Raw genomic sequence first — 18,690 nt, 5'->3', positions numbered from 1 at the left:
CGCGGCGTCGTCTTGTGCGGGTGGGGGCGCGGTGCTGAACGATTTCAACCGGTGGCTGCAAGACTCGGTCTTTAAGCCGCTGGAAGATAAAAAGATGCCGGTCATGGAGCACCTGGTTGAACTCCAGGTCCGGCTGACCCGCGCCGTCATCATCACGGCGATCGTGTTCGTCGCCACGTTTTTCTATGCCGATACCCTCGTCAAGTGGCTGCGCATCCCGCTGCAGAACATGTTCGTGCCCAGCACGTTGTCCTGGGAGCCGACCGATCTTCCCTCCGTGCCCTTCGTCTTTCTCGCGCCGGCTGAAGCCCTGTGGCAGAACGTCAAAGTGGCCGGCCTCTTTGCCGTCGTGCTGGCCATGCCCTATATCCTGCTGGAGGTCTGGCAGTTTGTCGTGCCGGGGCTCCATGTGCAGGAGCGCCGGTTTGTCGGGCCGTTTGTGCTGCTCAGCACGCTGGCGTTTTTTGCGGGCGTCTTCTTCTCCTTTTTCTTCGTCCTGCCTTTCGCCTTGAATTTTCTCATTTCCTATGGCGTGAGCGCGGGCTTTATTCCGCAGTTATCCATTGCGCAATACGTCGGCTTTGCTCTGTGGTTTCTGCTCGTCTTCGGGCTGATTTTTGAAGTCCCGCTGGCGATCACCTTGATGGCCAAGCTGGGATGGGTGGATGCGCCGTTCCTGCGGCGCTACCGGAAATGGGCGCTGCTCGGAGCCTTCATCATCGCGGCCATTCTGACGCCGACGCCGGATCCATTTAACCAATGTTTGATGGCGCTGCCGATGTACATTTTTTATGAAGTCGGCATCGTGAGCGCGGGGTTCTTCAATAAGAAGAAGCCGGCGCAGGAAGAGCCTGCCGAGGCTCCCGCAGCCGCGCCGGGTCCCGCAGGACGCGGTCCAGGCGGAGCCGGGATGCCGAAGTCGGCCGAAGGCGACTATGTCGCCGTACCGAGCGGGAGCCCGCGCCGGTAACCGGCAAACCCTGCCGCCCGGAATCACGTTACACAGAAGGATATCTTATGCCTCGTGAGTTGAATATCATCCAGACACCGACCTCGGGCGGCAGCGACGCCTGTACCTATATGTGGGCCTGCGCCATTTGCGACGAAAACGAATCCTGCCAGAAGGACAAGGAAGGCCACAGCCGCTGGCTCGTGGCGAAGCGCATGGAGAGGATCGAATACAAAGTCCTCATCATGAGCAACAAAGGCGGGGTCGGCAAAAGCACCTGCACGACGAATATCGCCGTGAGCCTCGCGCTGAAGGGGTGGCATGTCGGGATCTGCGACATGGATATCCATGGGCCCAACATTCCGAAGATGGTCGGGGCGGAAGGGCAGAAGCTGAAGATCAGCACGTCGGGTGGAATCATCCCTTTTCAAGCCTACAACCTCAAAATCGCCTCGATGTCGTTCCTGCTTCAGAACCCTGATGATCCGATCATCTGGCGCGACGCGTACAAGTATGAATTCATCAATCAGTTGCTGGGCGGCGTCGAGTGGCAGGACCTCAATTTTCTGCTGATCGATCTCCCGCCGGGCACCGGCAACGAGTCGGTCACGACGATCGATCTGTTGGGCAATGTCAGCGGAGCCGTGATTATTACGACGCCGCAGGAAGTGGCGCTCTTGGACTCGCGCAAGTCGGTGACCTTCTGCAAAGACAGCGAAGTGCCGATCATCGGCATCGTCGAAAACATGAGCGGCCTGGAGTGTCCGCATTGTCACAACCATATCGAGGTCTTTCGCAAGGGCGGAGGGGAGGCGTCGGCGAACGACATGGGCGTGCCGTTCCTCGGCCGGATTCCGCTCGATCCCGAAGTCGTGACGCAGTCGGATGCAGGCGAGCCTTATGCCATGTTCAATTCGGACACGGCGACGGCCGAGTGCTACCACGAGATTGCGAACAAGGTCGAAGCGTTCTGTAAGAAGAGCGGGTCGTTGCTCAAGGTCGCGCCCCGCCAACAACATTGACAGGAGTGAGATCGTGAAAGCCGCTGACGTCACTACAGGGTTGACCCCGCTTCACGCCGCGCAGAAAGTCGTGCTCGATGCCACGCCGACCCTCGGCCTGGAGAAGATTTCCATTCTGGATTCGTTGGGCCGGGTGCTCGGTGAAGACATCGTGGCCGAACGCGACAATCCGCCGTGGGACAACAGCGCGATGGACGGGTTTGCCGTGCGCTGGGAAGACATCAAGCAGGAGCATGCCATTGGAAAGCCGGTCACGCTGACGGTGATCGAAGATGTCCCGGCCGGGAAGATGCCTTCCAGGACGGTCGGTCCAGGCCAGGCGATCCGGATCATGACCGGCGCGCCGATCCCGCGCGGGGCTGATACCGTGCTGAAAGTCGAGGATACGGAGCATACACCGGATTCGGTCCGCGTGTTCAAGCCGGAGCCGCGCGGGGCCAACATTCGCCCCAAGGGCGAGGATGTGAAAAAGGGCGAATGCATCATCGCCAAAGGCACGCAGATTCGTCCCGGCGATGCCGGCATGCTGGCCATCCTTGCCAAGTCCTTCGTCTTCGTCTACCAGCGCCCGCGCGTGGCCATCCTTTCGACGGGCGATGAGCTGGCTGATCTGGACGAGCGCTTCAGCGAAGAGAAAATCATCAATTCCAACAGCTACGGCATTGCGGCGGCGGTGCAGGAGGCCGGCGGGATTCCGTTTCTCCTGGGAATCGCGCGGGACACCCCCGACGCCTTGAAGGAGAAGATCTCGCACGGGCTCAACGCCGATATTCTGGTGCTATCAGGTGGCGTGTCGATGGGCGATTATGACTTCACCAAGGCGGTGTTTCGGGACCTGGGCGCCGAGATGAATTTCTGGAAGCTCGCGATCCGCCCCGGCCAGCCGCTGGCCTTCGGCAAAATCCAAGGCAAGCTGGCCTTCGGGCTGCCGGGTAATCCCGTCTCGTCGATGGTGACGTTCGAGCAGCTGGTCCGACCGGCCATGCTGAAAATGTGCGGCCACCCCGCCTACGGGCGTCCGGTCGTGCATGCGGTTTTCCAGGAAAAGTTTTCGAAGCGGACGGACCGGAGGCATTTCCTTCGCGGCGTGCTGACGCGCGAAGAGGGCCAGTTCAAGGTGCGGACGACGGGCGATCAGGGATCCGGGATTCTGACCTCCATGGTGAAGGCCAATTGCCTGATCGATATTCCGGTGGAGGTCGAGCGGCTGAATCCGGGTGATCTGGTGACCGTGCAGTTGCTGAGCGGAGCAGCCTGGAGCACGCAAGCGGGGCAGACTCACAGCGGCGGCCATAAGACGTCGTGTTGTTGAGTCAGGAAAGGGATTGAATTGATGGCCGTGCCCATTGTCTCCTTCGTTGGACGGTCCAACAGCGGCAAGACGACGTTGATCGAACGGGTCATTCCCGAGCTGGTCCGGGCTGGGTATCGCGTAGCCACGGTCAAGCATGCGGGGCACGGATTCGATCTCGATACCGAAGGCAAGGACAGCTGGCGGCACAAGCGGGCGGGGGCCAGCAGCGTCATCGTGATATCCCGCGGCAGCCTGGCGATGTTTGCCGACGTGCCGGAAGAAATGAAGGTGGAGGAAGTGCGGGACCGGTTTCTGGATTCCTCCTATGATCTCATCATCGCCGAAGGCTGGAAAAGCGAAGGCTATCACAAGATTGTGGTGATCCGGGAACAGGTCGGGGAAGTGCCGGTGTCTCCCGACGGGCTCCTGGCGGTCGTCTCCGATAAGCCGATCGACCTGCCCGTTCCGGTGCTCGATCTGAACGATGTCGCGGGCGTGGCCGCCATCATCATGAAGCAGTTTCCTCGCGTCGCGCATGAACTGGAACCGTAAAGCGACGATCGTCCTGGCCCTCGTCGCCGGAGCCTTCGCGTTCGGCGGTCTCGCAATTCCTCTGACGAATCATCCGAAGTTTTGCGCCGGTTGCCACACCATCACTCCGTCCTATGAAAGCTGGACGAAGTCGTCCCATAAAGACGTCACCTGCGTGGCCTGCCATGTCCGTCCCGGCGTCGAGGGCTGGCTGCACGACAAGGTATGGAACGGGACGAAGGATACGGTGATCTATCTGTTCGGCACACCGACCGAAGTTCACAATCTCAAGGCCAAGGTGGATTCGGATGTGTGTGTGAGTTGCCACCGGAACATTCTGCGGGTTTCCGAGATCGCAACGCGGGACCTGCCTCCACCCGTGAAGGACGTGGGCCTGGTGATGAGCCATCGCGCCCACATGGAGGCGTTCGGTGTCAGGGGGCAGGGAGAGGGTTGTACCACCTGCCATTCCGGGGTCGTGCACGAACGGCCGATCAAAGGCTATCCGATTGTGATTCCGCGCGGGCATGTGTCGGCGGACAGCAAGCCCTGGAATCCGGAGCACCCGGAGGGCTCCTATCTGCGCACCCGCGCCCTGTCCGATTGTTTCCGGTGCCATGACGGGAAGACCGAGCATCAGGGCAAGCCGATCAGCCGGAAGTGCGAGACCTGTCATCTCCCAGAAAAAATCAGCGCTGACTTGTTGTTTTAACCGATGCGCATGGCTTGCCAATGATGCCACCCGTTCTCGAGGTTCGCGATCTCACCAAACAGTTTGGTGCGTTCACGGCGGTGAACGGGATTTCCTTCACGATCAGGCCGGGGGAGATCCTCGGGGTATTGGGGCCGAACGGAGCGGGCAAGACGACGACCATTCAGATGTTGCTGGGCCTGGTCACGCCGACGGCGGGGTCGATCCGCATGTTCGGGTTGGATCTGGAGACGCATCGGGAGGAGATCCTGCAGCAGGTCAATTTTTCCTCCACCTATATCTCGATGCCGATGTCCCTGACGGTGGAGGAGAACCTCCGGGTCGTGGCGCGGCTCTATGGAGTGGCGGAGGCTGAGCGCAGGATCGACGAGATTGTGCGCAAACTGGAGATGGGGGAGTTTCGTCAGAAGGTAACCCGGAAGCTCTCCTCCGGGCAGATGACGCGGCTGACCCTGGCGAAGGCCTTTCTGACCGAGCCGAAGATTCTCTTCCTGGATGAGCCGACGGCGAGCCTGGACCCTGATATTGCGCACAAGATCCGGGCCTTGCTAAAGGACGCGCGGCGGGTATCCGGCCTCAGCATGCTCTACACCTCGCACAATATGCAGGAAATGGAAGACATGTCGGACCGGATCATTTTTTTGCAGCGGGGCAAGATTGTCGCCGAGGGGACCGCTGCAGAAATCGTCGCCCGGTTCGGGCAGTCGGACCTTGAAGAGGTGTTTTTGAAACTGGCGAGAGAGCAATAGCAGCGGCGCGCTGCGAGGAAGGATCGGTCTCAGGAGATCATGATGGATACAGCGGTGTCGTTTCTGCTCGGTCTGGTGCTCGGCGGGTTCGGGGTCAGCGCCTGCTGGGGGCTCTTTTGGCTGGCCCTCGCGATGGTGGGCGCTGTGCGCGGCACCAGCGGGTGGAAGGTCGTGCGAGCCAGTTTCGCAGCGGGAACGGTTCCCCTGCTGCTGGCGCTGACGCTGTTGTGGATGACGGATGCCGCGCGTGTCTCCACGTGGCCCTTTCTGGTCGGGGTGCCGGCGGTGCCGACGATCCTGCTCGGGCTGGGATTGAGAAAATTGCCGGACGGGACGCGGGTCGGTCAGCGGCTGGTCGGAGGCGCGCAGAGCATGATGGATACCATCCTGGGCCGGCATGGTGACTGCGGGGGGTGTGGAGGGTGCGGCGAGGAGCATCATCACTAATCTCGTATGAAATTTCATCGCATCGCCGCCCTCATCCTCCGTCATCTCTATCTCTATCGCCGGAGTTTGCCCCGGATGATGGAGATCTTTTACTGGCCGTTTTTGGATCTGGTCATCTGGGGCTTCATCACGCTCTATCTGGTCCGCTATCAGACTCAGGTGCCCGGGTTCGTGACCTTCTTTCTCGGCGCATTGATCCTCTGGGACATGTTGTTTCGCTCACAGCAGGGAGTGACGATTTCGTTTCTCGAAGAGCTGTGGGCGCGCAACCTGATGAATCTCTTTGCGAGCCCGCTGAAGCCGAGCGAGTTTCTTGCCGCGACCATGATGATGAGCGTGTTGAAGGTGACCTGCGTGTCGGTCGTGATGGCGGTCTGCGCCTGGCTGTTCTACGGGTACAACATTTTTCTGATCGGGGTCTGGCTGTTCCCGTTCGTGCTGAGTCTCGTGGTGACGGGCTGGATCATCGGGGTGTTCACCACCTCGCTTATCATGCGGTTCGGGCAGGAGGCCGAAGTGCTGGCCTGGAGCATGGTCTTTCTCTTTCAGCCGATTTCCTGCGTGTTCTATCCCATGGATGTGCTGCCGGTCTGGCTGAAGCCGGTCGCCTGGGCCAACCCCGCGGCCCATATCTTCGAGGGCATGCGGGCGGTCCTGACCCCCGGCTCCTCGCCGCTCCCCCATCTCGCCTGGGCCTGCGGACTGAACCTGGTGCTGCTCGCCACAGTGATTGCCTGGTTCCACAGGACGTTCGCCTACTGCAAGGAGCAGGGGCTATTGGTCCGCGTGGGTGAGTAGGGTCCGTCTTATCCATCTGAAGTTGCAAGTGAAGCGGAAGTGTGGGGCATGGACTTCCTCTTCAAATGGACGCGATTGAGGCCCTGCGCCTGATGATCTGTGGCGGTTTGAACGGCTAGGCCGGATTGGTCCGGCTGTTTGCTATTGGGGTAGGCCTGTGGTAGGGTGAGCTCACTTCGCCGCACGGGCCTCGCGGTGAATCGTTCGACTGAAGCAGGCCCGCAACGATGTTGCCTTGCCCGGGAAGTTCGTCGGAAGTCAGACCTAAGTCGCCGCGTTGTTCGCGTCTTCGGCCCGCTCCTTCCTCCGTCACTCGAGTTCAAGACAATGTCAATATTCTAAAGGAGGAACCCACATGGGTTCGAAGATTTACGTCGGTGGGTTGCCGTATGCGGCGACCGAGCAGCAACTGAGTGAACTGTTTGCGGCGCATGGCGCGGTGGAATCTGCCCGCGTCATTACAGACAAGTTCACGGGCCAATCGCGGGGCTTCGGCTTCGTGGAGATGGCCTCTGATTCAGAAGCCCAAGCGGCGATCACGGCGTTGAACGGCACCGATTTCGGCGGCCGGACCTTGACCGTCAATGAAGCGCGTCCCCAAGAGCCCCGCACCGGCGGCGGCGGTGGTGGACGTGGAGGATTTGGCGGCGGCGGGGGACGGAGCGGCGGGGGCGGAAAGCGCGATCGCTGGTAATCCCAACGATACCCGATGAGCCTCAAGGGGTTGCTATCGCAAGGTAGCAACCCCTTCTTATTTACCGTCGCTGCACCGTCTTGTCATGGGAATCAGGATGATGATAAGAGAGCTGCATCCGGTCGTTCAGACGAAGGGAGAGAGAGCGTGAGTTCCCAGGGGAAGGTGCAATCGTCATCCGTGGCGCTCGGGGATCTGCAATCATTTTCCTTCCGCACAAGCCCCGTGCTCGTGGTTGAAAACTTCTGGTCCGCGGAAGAACGCCGGTTCTTTCGCGATGCCATGAATCAAGCCGCCTGGAAGAGCCTCTCGGATCTGCCGAATGTGCGGGAGGATTTTCCCGATTCAGGTAACTGGGCGAAGGCGGAGATCGGCCCTGCCCAGGGGCAGCGCTTTCTCTCGCGGCTGCAATTGCCCTGTATCCAGGAGCATATGGAATCGTTCCCGAACATCATCGGGCGCCACATGGGCTTCAGCTACTATTCGTACTCCGCCGGCGACTGTCTGCTGACGCATGACGATACCGATCAGGGCCATCCTGTGAGCGGCCGACGGCCGCCGCAGCGCCGGATTGCGCTTGTCAGCTATTTCCATGAGGAGTGGCAATCGGATTGGGGGGGAGAGCTGATTGTCTACGCCACGCGGCCAACCCATACAGCAGAAAAACCGGCGTTGGATATCACGCACTGCATCGAGCCGCGTCCCGGATCGTTGGTCATGTTTACCGTGCCCCGGTTCCACCGGGTCTGTCGCGTCGACCAAACCGCCGGGCAACACCGCAGACTCTCCATTGCCGGCTGGTTCATGACGGAACACCCCTAGCCTTTTCGCGAAGCCAAGGGGGAGGTTCAGCCGTAGCCGCGCCCCCAGCCTATTCAGAAGCGTCAGTCAAACCAGTCAACCTCGTTCGCGGTTCGTTCCCGGTTCTCGTTGATCGTCGGCGGGGGACTCTGGAGCACATCGCGGATCAGCTGAATCAAGGCAGCTGGTTCGAAGGGTTTCTGCACAAACGGGAGTGTGCCCGGCTTGATCCCATGGCTGTCGAGCTCTGTGTCCGGATTGCCGGACATCAACACGATTCTCAGCCCCTCACGAATCCTGGCGGCGCGAACCGCTAACTCGTACCCATGCACATGAGGAAATTCGTTGGCGCCCGATGCCAGGTGAAATCCAGGGGGCGGGAGGATCAAGTCGGTCAGCAGCAAGTCAATCGGTCCCTCATGCCTCGTACAGATCTTGAGCGCTTCCGAACTGCCGTCGGCTTCAAGGATGGTGAACCCGGCTTGTTCCAGGACGGCATGGCACAGATTCACGATCGACGGTTCGTCGTCGACGACGAGAATCGTTGGCGATGCGGGCGGTGACTGGGCGTCGGGCATCGGTACACCCTTTCAGATCCCATCATAATGAGATTTCCCTAGGGTTGCGAGAGTTTCTTGTGTTTGTGGGCGGCCGGGGAGAGTCCTGTGCGGCGAAGACCTGATGGCCAGGCTCGTGGCCGGTCCATCCGAGGCCGCCCGGTGTATTGGAGGAGAGGGTTTGGTTATTGGAACAGCCTCCCGGATCGAGCTGCCGGTAGATTGCCGCGGTTGCCGACATGATGGAGCCCTGTACTTCCAATACGAGGTGTTCATAGTCCCGGCTGCTGGATAGAGGCCGTCACCCTCAGGCGGCCCGACATGACGGTCTCTGTGTCCCGTCTCAGGATCATGGCCCGGCCTCCGGTTGGCGAGGGGCGGAGGGGCCAGCATCTGCGGGAGAGGCGGCCGTCTGGTCTCGCTGGATGAAGACATCGACCTGCTGGCCTGCATAGACCGGAAAGGGTGGCCGCTCGAACCGGTAGATGATTTGAAGCACACGAGTATCGACCCGCTCACTGTTGTCGCCGGTGAGTGACTTCTTGGGGACGACGTAGGGCTCGATACGGACGAAGGACAGGGCGAACTGGGTGTCTCCCCGCGACTTCAACGACGCCACTGCGGCCGCACGCGGGGCGACGAGCGGCGCGTTCACTTCGTCCACGTCTGCCCGGACCTGCAGTTGCTGCATGTCCCCGAGGAGGAGCAGCGGCTCCGCTGCTCCGGGCATGGCATATTCGCCTGCCCGTATGTTGACCTGAAGGATCGTCCCCGCGCGGGGGGCCCGGACCAGGAGGCGATCCAGGAGGATGTGGAGTTCATCCCGCCGGACGATTGCCTCCTGTAGATTGGCCTGGAAGCGGACGAGGCTCCGTTTCGCCATTTCCAGCGCATACCAGGTGCGTTGCACCTCGTCATCGCTGACCGCGCGGTGATCTTGCACGGATTTGAGCCGCTTCAGCTGGGTGTTCAGGTCGCCGATCCGGTACTGTTGTTCCTGGATCTGCGCCTGGATCGGCGGAATCGCCGCCTCGCGCGTGAGCAATTGGGCGCGCAGGTCACGATCGTCCAGCTGAAAGAGTGGAGCCTGCTCCGTGATCTGCTCGCCGACCGCGACGAAGACTTTGGTGATCAATCCCGCCACCGGAGGGGCGATGCGCACGTTCTCATTCACCGCCTCGATGATTCCCGACGCGGCGACGCTCTCGGTATAAGGAGAGCGCGGGGGCTCGGCGACCGGTGTCGGCATCGGCTCTTTCTTCGCCGCGCCCATGAGGACCCAGGTCGTGAATCCGAGACCGAGCAGCGCCATCCAGATGCTGAGCCGTTTCAGGATAATCATGCGGTTCCCTCGCGAGAAATCGTTTCTATACTGTCGATCCGGCCGTCGGTGAGGTGTGCCATCCGGTCGCCGAAGTGGAAGATGCGGCTGTCATGGGTGACGACGATGACGCAGCGATCCGGCGATCGTCCGACTTCCCGGAGCAACTCCATGATTTTCTGTCCGTTCGGGCCATCCAGCGCCGCGGTAGGCTCATCGCAGATCAGGAGGCGTGGTTCGTTGACCAGGGCCCGCGCAATGGCCACGCGCTGCTGCTGGCCGCCGGAAAGATTCTTCGGCAGGAACTCCGTCCGGTCGCCGAGTCCCACACGCTCCAGCATGAGCCGCGCGCGGCGGACGGCTTCCCGGCGGCCGACGTTCTGAATCAGCAGCGGGACGGCGACATTCTCCGCCGCCGTCAGGGCGGGGAGGAGATTGAACTGCTGGTAGATGAATCCCATGGTCTGGCCGCGGAACTGCGTCCGGCGCCTGGCCGGCAGTGCGCTGAGCGGGACGCCCAGCACGTCGATGTCCCCTTCGTCGATGTCGAGGATGCCGGCCAGCGCCGAGAGAAGGGTGGTCTTGCCCCCGCCCGACTCTCCGGCCAGCAGCAGCATCTCGCCCAGATAGATGTCGAGGTTGATGCCCTTGAGCACCGTCACCTGGGTCTCGCCGCTCCCGAAGGATTTCACGATGCCGCGTGCGCGCACAGCGGCCGGTTGATCATGTCCGTCCATGGCGCTCACCGGAAAACGATCGCCGGCTCCAGCCGGGCGAGTTTGATAATGCTGATCAGCGCGGAAAATGTGCAGATGGTCAGCAGCGCGACGAGCACCAGGACCAGCAGCTGCCAGGTTTCAATAAAGGGCAGCCCTCCACTGCGTGCGGTGAAGTAGCCGAACAGCGAGGCCAGTCCCACGCCGAGCCCGTATCCTGTCACTCCGACGGTGTAGGCCTGGAGCAGAATCATTCTTGCCAGCGTGAATGTCGATGTGCCCATGGCTTTCAAGGCGCCGAACTGCCGAAGGTTTTCAACCGTGAAGAGATAAAAGGTCTGGCCGGCGATGGCCATGCCGACGATGAATCCCAGCAGAATGGTGGTGCCGAAGTTGATGCCGATGCCCGTGTTCTTGAGCACCCAGTTAATCGTTTTCCAGCCGAACTGGTCATCGGTGAACGCGCCGAGGCCGGTCTGTTCCTGAATGCGTTGCGTGACCTCCTCCGGCGGTAGCCCGTCCTTGGCTTTGGCCAGCACGTAGGAGAGGGTCCGGCGTTCGCGCGGGACATAGCGCAACGCCCGCTCGTACGTGGTGTAGACGACGGGAATGTTGGTGAAGCTTTTCTGGGTGTCGGCAATCGCGACGACCCGGGCCAGTTTGTCGTTCAGTTCGAAAATGGTGCCGACCTTGATGACCTCCGGTCCGCCCATCCGTTCGACCGTCCATTGATCCACCACCACCGCATCCGGTTGCCGCAAGTCTTCAATGCGGCCTTCCTGCACTTTTGCCGGCCGTCCGATCAGAGTCGAAGATTCCAGGCCGACCAGGGAGATCTGATGGTATTCGCCGTTGGAGAGCCTGGCGCGTAACAGCCCCTTGTAGAGCGGGACCGCCCACTCGACGCCCGGCACGCTCCGGACACGATCGACCGCCGTATCGGCGATGGGTTTCACTTCATCGACCTGCGCGATGCCGGGGTCGGTCACCCAGATCGGCACGTTGACATTGGTCACACCCGATTGAGACCAGGTCATGAGTCCCCAGAAGATCGATCCCTGCTGCACGATGAGCATCACGGCGAAGGTGAGGCCGCAGAGCAGCATCAGATACTTCGCGCGGTCGCCGAAGAGCATCTTGAGCGCAACGTAGTTCATGCCGGCTCCTCTGTGTCGAGAATCGGATGGTCGGGAGGATAGGCCTGGACATGCGGGAGTTCCGGCAGGGTCACCTGGTCGTGCCGGTGGACGAAGGAGGTGCAGAGCTTTGCCACGGGGCAGCCGTGTTGCAACGCCGTCGTCCAGAATCGCCGGATGTGTTGGCCGTTCGCCCGCTGCTCCTCGTCGAGCAGGCGAAAGGGGCCGGGAAAGGTTTGGCTGAAAGTAATCCCGATGGCGGCGAGCCGTTCCGTAAGCCCTTCAGTCAGGTAGTCGAATACCTCACCGCACCAGATGAATTGACGTCCGTCCTGCGTCCGGTCACCGGAGGAGGCAAGATGCGCGTGCCGTTCGGCGAAATATCGTTCAACTGATTGGCTGAGATCCCATGGTGTCATGTCGCGATGATTAAGCAGGGACGGTGCCGAGTATGACCCTCTGGGCGAGCCGGGATGGAAGTGTATGGATGATCAAAGAAAAACGAGACGTCGATCGAGCGGGCGCCGATGCGACCGAATCTCATCTATGCCCATATGCTGGCAGCTATTCGAGCGTATGCCGATATATGGGCAGAGGGCTACGAGAGGCGGGTCGGGCGGCGTATGCCGAGCTTTCTCATGCGGTGTTGGAGGGTGGAGCGCTTCATCCCCAGACGCATGGCCGCCCCGTGGCGACCGGCCAGGACCCAATTGGTCTGGCCGAGGATGTTGAGGATATGCGCGCGCTCTGCCTCGGCCATGGTTCCGGGAGCGGCGGGCTCATCGGAGGCGGGCTGGGGCAGCAATCCATCGATCGTCAGCACCGGCCCTTGCGATACGATCACGGCTCGCTCGATGACATGCTGGAGCTCCCGGATATTTCCCGGCCAGTCATAGAGTTGCAATGATTTAAGCGTGGAGGCGCCGATGCGGGTGACGGATTTCCGGTGCAGCGCGCTGTATTTCCTGGCAAAGTGTTTGGCCAGCAGAGGAATGTCGTTCCGCCGTTCGCGCAGTGACGGCAGACGCAACGGGAACACGTTCAACCGGTAGAAGAGGTCGGGGCGGAAGCGTCCGGCTTTCACGGCTCGTTCCAGGTCGACATTGGTGGCGGCGAGCACGCGCACATTGAGCTTGATGGGGTGGGTGCCGCCGACTCGCTCGAGTTCCTGGGCCTCCAGGACGCGCAAGAGTTTGGCCTGCAGCTCGATCGGGATCTCGCCGACTTCGTCGAGAAAAATCGTTCCGCCATTCGCGAGTTCAAACCGGCCGATCTTTCGGGCGGTCGCATTGGTGAACGCGCCTTTTTCATGGCCGAAGAGCTCGGACTCAATCAGGGTCGGGGGCAGCGCCGCGCAATTGACGCGGACCAGGGGCTTGGTTTTGCGGGGCGAGACATGGTGGATGGCCTGGGCCGCCAGCTCTTTCCCGGTTCCCGTCTCGCCGGTGATCAGGACGGTGGAATCGGTCGGCGCCACCTGTTCGATGGCTTTCAGCGTCTTTTGCAGGGCGGCGCTTTCGCCGATCAGCTCCTTGAAGTCGACCGAGGCGCCGATTTCTTCCCTGAGATAGATGTTCTCCCGCTCCAGTTGGTCTTTGAGGGAGTGAATTTCCTCATACGCCGTCAGGTTCGCGATGGCTTGCGACAGGTGATAGCCGAACTGCTCCGCCATGCTGAGATCCCGCTCGGAGAAGGCGTTGGGCCTTCTGCTGCCGATGGCCAGAAATCCATAAGAGGCTCCGCGAACGATCAGCGGGCAAAGCATGCAGGACATGATGCCGACCGATTCGATATAGGACCGTTCGGGAAATCGTTCCCGGTTCTGGCCGGTCAGGAGTAAGGGCTTGCCGGTCGCCAGCATTTCGGCGGGCGCCATGCGGTCGAAGGGAAATTGTTTGAGCTGATCGAGGTCGATGGCCACGCCGTCCACATGGACGATGTCGAACCAGTGTCCTTCAGGCGAGCGGACAAACCGGACCAGCCCCCGCATGTCATGCGGAATGGCCCGCTGCAGCAGATCGAGCGTGGCCGGCAGCAGGCTGTCGATGGTGAAGCTGCCGACGACGAGCCGGCTGTTGATCGCGCGCAAGGCATCACGCTCCTCGGTCGCCAGCACGTTTTGCAGCACGGGGGCGATGGTCGCGCTCAAGGTTTCGATCAAACTGCGGTCCTGTTCGGTAAAGGCGGCGTTCGAGAGGGCGCCTATGAACATCACGGCGATCGGACGGGGCGGGGCCGTCAGTGTGGTCAGCCGCAGCGGCGCCACGATGCCGGAAATAGTCGCCGAGATCTGCCGCAGCAACGACCCCTCGGTCCATCCCGCTGCGAGCAGGTCATCGCAGAGCAGGGTCTGTCCGGCTTTGATCGCCGCTTCTTTCGCGGTGCCGGCGGCAGGGAGCTGCGACACTTCGCAGGTGACGTTCGGGGCAGGAATGGCGTGAACGAGCGTGAAGGTATGGACGGACTGATTATACAGGTAGAGGCCGGCGGCATCGAGCCGGATCTGTTTCCTCAGGAGTTCGACCAGCCTGACGCCGAAGTCCTGCGACCCGTTCGATCGCGCGAGTTCCGTGACTGCATGGAGCAGAAATTCAGTGTGTGCAGGAGTGCCCATATATGGGCACTCTACCATGGCAGAATCATGAGGGGAAAGGCGTCTACCTATTAAAAGGCCCCTCGGCCATTTAAGCCGACCTCGTCTTTAATTGTTCGAGGCGGTGGCGATCCAGCGACACAAAGATCGATTTGTCCTGCGTGACGGTCACCGCTCCGGCTGTCTGTCCTTTCGCCTTCTTGACCCATTTTCGCTTCGTATAAATGACGTCGCCTTTCCCGCTCTTCTTCAGGTCACTATAGAGCAGTGCGAGCGTGGCGGCATCGCGCAATGATTCGGGGGGGACCTCAGCCCCTTTCTCTAATCGCACAACCACGTGCGACCCCGGCGTCCCGCGGGCGTGCAGCCACAGATCCTCGCTTTTGGCGAGTCCAAATGTAAGTTCGTCGTTCTCTCGCGCATTGCGCCCGACAAAAATAGGCAGCCCGTCCGACGAGGTGAAGCGGCGGAAGGGACCGGACTTCGCTGATGGCTGATGGCTCATAACCGGTTGCCCTTGGCGGCGGGAAGGAGAGGGATTTGGCGAAGCAGCTGGTTGCCAGGTGCCTTGCTCGATCGATGTCAGCTCTCGGCGGAGCGCATCGAATTCCTGTTCTCCTTGGGCAATCCGGGGCCCGAGTTCCCGCTGGGCCGTGTCATATTTGCGCTGCTTTCGGAAGTAGTCGTCCATATTGCCTTGAGCCGATTTGGTCGGATCGAGCGGGATGCTAACCTGAGGGAGAGCCTCATCGAAATAATCGACGACGGTCACAGTCTCCTGTCCTTTCTTGATGGTCCCAAGGTTGGCTTTGAGCAACTCGCCGTAGCGCGCATAGTCCCGATACTTGTCGGCCTTGGCGAGGTCCGCATGCCAGGCGTCGATGCGGCGGCGCTGCTTCTTGATCGCTTTCTTGAGATGGTGCGCGCGCGCCTCTTTCAGGGCGGCGAACGCATCCGTCGATTCCTTCTCGTGATAGCACGATTCAATGGCCGCGGACACACTGAAGACGGACTGCTCGACAGGCTTGAAGCGCGCTTCGTGTTGCCGGTGTCCCGAGGCCATCGGTGCAGAGGGAAGCTGATAGGGCTGGCCATACAAGTCTGTCGAGTGATTCAAATCTTTTAGGACCCGGCTCTCAGCGTCAAGCACCAGCAGATTGGCTTTGTGGCCGGTCAACGCCGCGATCAACCGGACCGGGCCCTCTTTGGAGGTCAGACCGATTGAGACGATGCGATCGCCTGCTTCCTGGCGGACGTGATCGATGCGTGCGCCCTGGAGATGGGCGCGCAGGTATTGGCAGAAGCCCGGCGGTGTCGGCGGATTCTGCAGGGGCTGCGTGACCAGGTGCAGGCGGGAAGCGGAGGGATGCGCCGACAACAGGAGACGATGCGTGTGGCCCGGCGCCCGAACCTCCAACACAATGCTGCGCGGGGTCGGTTGAAAGACTTTCTGGATCCAGCCTCCGGTCAAGGCCGGAGCCAGCTCATCTACCACCAGGCTGATTTCTGTCGCGGTCAGTGACATAGACTATCTGTGCCGGTCTCGGGTTTCAGGATGCGCGCAGCCGCCGGTGTCCTGGGCTGACAACGGTCCTTCTCCATTTCTGTCCCATGGGGCCAATTCGGTCACATTGCCACCGGGCGTACTGTGCTGCGAATGGCTCCCACTCTACGATTCGCCGTGGAAACCCGCAAGAGTGCTGGTGGAGAAATTGGCATCATGATTGCTCCTCTGTCGGGGCAAGCGCGAACCCGGAAACCTGCTAGGCTTTAAGCGGGACGGGGCGTGTGAGGCAGTGGGCGATCATCCATTATCAGGAGGGGCGCTATGACATGCACGAGATGTAACGGCCTCATGGTTGTCGATGATCTGGTCGATCTACAAGAAAGCTGTCTGCCGATGTGGATGTGCGGGTTGCGCTGTGTGTCCTGCGGGAACGTCGTCGATCCGCTCATCATGCGCAACCGGATGATTCAGCGGTCCGGCGGCTTACGGATGCTGAAAACCGGGGTGCCTGTGCCGGCATTTGCGGCGTCGTTGAAAGCCACGGCCTGATCGAGCCCGGTTGATCTGATGATGGGCTGACCGGTATGTCGCCCGTCGTCAGGTCCGGTTGCCCAAAAGCCGCACGGCAGGTCTGTTGCCTGGCCGTCCTCTCCAGTCCCTCTTCGTTCTCTCCTTGCAGGCGCGTTTCTCCTACGATACAGTCGCCTCTTCTCTCACGACACACCCGCGAGGTTCTCATGTCTTTACTTGATCCGCAGATTCTTACCCAACTCACGGCCGAGCTCCGTCTGTCGATGCGGAGGCTGCTCCAGGACCTCTGCCGGGAGTTGCAAGATGACTATCCGGAGATGGCTTCGCAATTGGCATTTCCGACCGGCTACGCGCAGTTCCTCAGCCGTGCCCTCAATACTGAGCATCTGTCTCATTGGAAAGTCGTGGGGTGGATCGAGGCGCTGAACGACTTGGTGTACTTTCTGGATATCTGGCAGCAGTGGCGAAGGGAATCCGACCGCCGGGAGTTTGCCGAACAGCTGTTTGCCGAATGTCAGGAAAAGTTTTTCGAGAACAGTTACCTCGACGAACTCTTTCCCAAAGGCCAACCACAGGTCGGCGGTTTGGATACGAGGCTGGCGCGTCTCTGCAAGCGATTGGCCCAGGAGATTGCACAAGAGTCGCTGTGGCTCGATCCTGCCGCGGCGGCGGCCTGGTGTCGTGCGCGCAAGTTGCCGCGATGGGACGTGCCGGCCAGCCTTGTGCAGAACTTTGAAAAAGCGGAAGAGGCTTCTGCGGTGCCCCTCGGTGTCGCGGGGGATCGATGCGAAGCGCCACTCGCTGTGAAACGTGCGCTGACGCAGGCCGGTGGTCGAGCGACGTTCCGAGTCCATGCGCAGGGGATTGCCCTGAAAGTCGGACGAATGCTCTCGCCGGTGTGGTCCGCTCCTGGCGGGCAGGGCCAGTGGCATTGGACGGTGCGTCCGACCGCCGAAGCGCTCTGCACGACGCATGGCCCGGTCACCGTCGGCTCGACATTGGCCTACGGGAAAGACCGCCAGCCACACAAGGTGGTTCGTACAGAGCCGAAGCAGGTGGAGCGGGTCCGGCGCGCCTGGGAGACGATTCACGCAGCCTGGCCCGAAGGGCACGAGGTGTTGGCGTTGCTCACCTCACGCATCGTGCCCCTCAAAGCCAAGGGCGTCGTCAGCTTCAGCTACCGGCACAGGCCGGGACTGTCGTTCATCAATTGCTTCGACCGCGACAATCTCGATCTGATCGACGACCTGATCCACGAAAACAGCCATCACCATTTGAATCTGCTGCTCCGCAAGCATGTCATGTATCGCGGAGACCACAACCAGAAGATTTTCTACTCGCCCTGGCGACGGAGCCTGCGCCCGTTGCGCGGGATTCTGCACGCGACCTTTACCTTCACGATGGGGGCGATGCTGTTTGAGCGGTTGTCAACCTGGGGCGAGAGGCATGAGGCGTCGTGGCGAGAGGCAGGATTGACGAAACGCGATTTGGCCAGAGCGCGTTTCCGTTGTCTGGAAGAAGTGGAGTCGGTCCGCTACTCGCTCCAAGACCTGCACTATGCCGACCATCATCTCGGCTGGCTCACCGGATCAGGACGCCGCATGGTCGGCCAACTGACAGAGGCCATCGATCAAGTGGAACGCAGCATCGCGCCTCAACGCAAGGCAGTGCTGCAATCCAAGTTCGGCCCCGCCCTCCGCAAGCATGTCAAAGAACTCCAGCAAGCGCGCCAAGTTTTTGGGCCGGTGAGATTGGGGGAGGTGTAGCCTAGCGCATTCTTGGAATTAGTATGTGGGTTGAAAGTTGGGCGTCTTGCATAACGCCTCTCGGGCATGTGTCGGCCCCGGCTTCTAAGACAATATATTCGTGCGCGGTTCGTCCTGGAGGCATGTGAATTCTAGCTGGGTCTCTGCCAATTATGACTTCGTATGGAAGTGGAAGTGAGTGAGGGCCTGCGAAGAACTGGGCAAAGGTCTTGATATGTCCCCCGCTGCGCTCGGCGGCCAAGATGTGCATCCAGTTCGTTGGGCGGTATCCTAGTTTGAAATTCGCAACAAACTGATCTTTAAGCTGAATCACATAGCGGGATGCTCGGCCTCCCTGCCATATGAATTCCTTGATTCCGTCGAATTCACGCTCTAATCCAGTTAGTTCCGGAAACATCTTTAGGGCATAATGAAAAGCTATCTTTGCTACGGCTCGGAAGTAAGTCTCGGTTATGGTCGCTGACACAATTAGCTCTATTCGTTGCTGATGGGCGTCAATGCTAGTCCACTCTTTAGGTGGTTGCTGGCCGAGGCTTATAACGAGTGATTGCATCCACGGAATCTCG

The 18,690-nt window shown here is 60.7% G+C and carries 19 protein-coding genes; 12 read left to right on the top strand and 7 right to left on the bottom strand.

Translation table 11 applies throughout. The features are described 5' to 3' along the window. Positions 1 to 31: 31 nt before the first annotated feature. The 10 genes from tatC to ACO9S2_RS03820 all read left to right on the top strand — a co-directional run bounded on the left by tatC (position 32) and on the right by ACO9S2_RS03820 (position 8,018). Entirely contained in the window at positions 32 to 970 is a 939-nt protein-coding gene (tatC, locus tag ACO9S2_RS03865) for a twin-arginine translocase subunit TatC (RefSeq protein WP_423720600.1), read from the top strand. Between the two features lie 47 nt (positions 971 to 1,017). Beyond that, positions 1,018 to 1,971: an Mrp/NBP35 family ATP-binding protein gene (locus ACO9S2_RS03860; RefSeq protein ID WP_423720599.1), complete on the top strand. Its 954-nt coding sequence runs from the start codon at positions 1,018 to 1,020 to the stop codon at positions 1,969 to 1,971. 13 nt (positions 1,972 to 1,984) lie between these two features. Beyond that, a complete protein-coding gene (gene glp / locus ACO9S2_RS03855; protein WP_423720598.1) occupies positions 1,985 to 3,283 on the top strand; it encodes a gephyrin-like molybdotransferase Glp in 1,299 nt (432 codons plus the stop codon). A 21-nt stretch (positions 3,284 to 3,304) separates the two neighbouring features. Continuing rightward, positions 3,305 to 3,817, top strand: a complete 513-nt coding sequence (gene mobB, locus ACO9S2_RS03850; protein ID WP_423720597.1) for a molybdopterin-guanine dinucleotide biosynthesis protein B — start codon at positions 3,305 to 3,307, stop codon at positions 3,815 to 3,817. Then, complete coding sequence (locus ACO9S2_RS03845; RefSeq protein ID WP_423720596.1) at positions 3,801 to 4,508, top strand: cytochrome c3 family protein; 708 nt, start codon at positions 3,801 to 3,803, stop codon at positions 4,506 to 4,508. Before mobB ends, ACO9S2_RS03845 begins: the two co-directional genes overlap by 17 nt. 20 nt (positions 4,509 to 4,528) lie before the next feature. Beyond that, entirely contained in the window at positions 4,529 to 5,257 is a 729-nt protein-coding gene (locus ACO9S2_RS03840) for an ABC transporter ATP-binding protein (protein ID WP_423720595.1), read from the top strand. 39 nt (positions 5,258 to 5,296) lie between these two features. Then, a complete protein-coding gene (locus ACO9S2_RS03835; RefSeq protein WP_423720594.1) occupies positions 5,297 to 5,704 on the top strand; it encodes a hypothetical protein in 408 nt (135 codons plus the stop codon). Between the two features lie 6 nt (positions 5,705 to 5,710). After that, positions 5,711 to 6,502, top strand: a complete 792-nt coding sequence (locus ACO9S2_RS03830; protein ID WP_423720593.1) for an ABC transporter permease — start codon at positions 5,711 to 5,713, stop codon at positions 6,500 to 6,502. 355 nt (positions 6,503 to 6,857) lie between these two features. Beyond that, entirely contained in the window at positions 6,858 to 7,196 is a 339-nt protein-coding gene (locus ACO9S2_RS03825; protein WP_423720592.1) for an RNA recognition motif domain-containing protein, read from the top strand. A 147-nt stretch (positions 7,197 to 7,343) separates the two neighbouring features. Further along, positions 7,344 to 8,018 (top strand): 2OG-Fe(II) oxygenase, encoded by a 675-nt coding sequence (locus tag ACO9S2_RS03820; RefSeq protein WP_423720591.1) that lies wholly within the window; start codon positions 7,344 to 7,346, stop codon positions 8,016 to 8,018. A gap of 62 nt (positions 8,019 to 8,080) precedes the next feature. On the opposite strand, the gene ACO9S2_RS03815 is transcribed toward ACO9S2_RS03820, so the two are convergent. The 7 genes from ACO9S2_RS03815 to ACO9S2_RS03785 form a co-directional block, all read right to left on the bottom strand. Then, on the bottom strand, positions 8,081 to 8,575 hold the full coding sequence (locus tag ACO9S2_RS03815; RefSeq protein WP_423720590.1) for a response regulator: 495 nt from the start codon (positions 8,573 to 8,575) through the stop codon (positions 8,081 to 8,083). Positions 8,576 to 8,903: 328 nt separating this feature from the next. Continuing rightward, positions 8,904 to 9,896, bottom strand: coding sequence for an efflux RND transporter periplasmic adaptor subunit (locus ACO9S2_RS03810; protein ID WP_423720589.1), 993 nt, complete (start codon positions 9,894 to 9,896; stop codon positions 8,904 to 8,906). After that, positions 9,893 to 10,612 carry an ABC transporter ATP-binding protein gene (locus ACO9S2_RS03805; RefSeq protein WP_423720587.1) on the bottom strand — a complete coding sequence of 240 codons (720 nt, stop codon included), beginning with the start codon at positions 10,610 to 10,612 and terminating at the stop codon, positions 9,893 to 9,895. Before ACO9S2_RS03805 ends, ACO9S2_RS03810 begins: the two co-directional genes overlap by 4 nt. A gap of 5 nt (positions 10,613 to 10,617) precedes the next feature. Beyond that, a complete protein-coding gene (locus tag ACO9S2_RS03800; RefSeq protein WP_423720585.1) occupies positions 10,618 to 11,748 on the bottom strand; it encodes an ABC transporter permease in 1,131 nt (376 codons plus the stop codon). After that, a complete protein-coding gene (locus ACO9S2_RS03795; protein WP_423720584.1) occupies positions 11,745 to 12,146 on the bottom strand; it encodes a hypothetical protein in 402 nt (133 codons plus the stop codon). The genes ACO9S2_RS03800 and ACO9S2_RS03795 overlap by 4 nt, the downstream gene beginning before the upstream one ends. Positions 12,147 to 12,325: 179 nt before the next feature. Beyond that, positions 12,326 to 14,341, bottom strand: coding sequence for a sigma 54-interacting transcriptional regulator (locus ACO9S2_RS03790; protein WP_423720583.1), 2,016 nt, complete (start codon positions 14,339 to 14,341; stop codon positions 12,326 to 12,328). 70 nt (positions 14,342 to 14,411) lie between these two features. Further along, positions 14,412 to 15,845, bottom strand: coding sequence for an Rqc2 family fibronectin-binding protein (locus ACO9S2_RS03785; RefSeq protein ID WP_423720582.1), 1,434 nt, complete (start codon positions 15,843 to 15,845; stop codon positions 14,412 to 14,414). Between the two features lie 303 nt (positions 15,846 to 16,148). Here ACO9S2_RS03785 and ACO9S2_RS03780 point away from each other — a divergent pair, with 303 nt between their 5' ends. Together ACO9S2_RS03780 and ACO9S2_RS03775 are read left to right on the top strand one after the other, a co-directional pair. After that, positions 16,149 to 16,376: a hypothetical protein gene (locus ACO9S2_RS03780; protein ID WP_423720581.1), complete on the top strand. Its 228-nt coding sequence runs from the start codon at positions 16,149 to 16,151 to the stop codon at positions 16,374 to 16,376. A gap of 188 nt (positions 16,377 to 16,564) precedes the next feature. Beyond that, positions 16,565 to 18,124: an aKG-HExxH-type peptide beta-hydroxylase gene (locus ACO9S2_RS03775; protein ID WP_423720576.1), complete on the top strand. Its 1,560-nt coding sequence runs from the start codon at positions 16,565 to 16,567 to the stop codon at positions 18,122 to 18,124. Positions 18,125 to 18,690 lie beyond the last annotated feature (566 nt).

Origin of the sequence: Nitrospira sp. NS4, assembly GCF_049546785.1 — a bacterium.
Classification (GTDB): Bacteria; Nitrospirota; Nitrospiria; order Nitrospirales; family Nitrospiraceae; genus Nitrospira_D.
The sequence above is the reverse complement of the archived record's forward strand: the minus strand, read 5'-3'. Positions and strand labels throughout refer to the sequence as shown.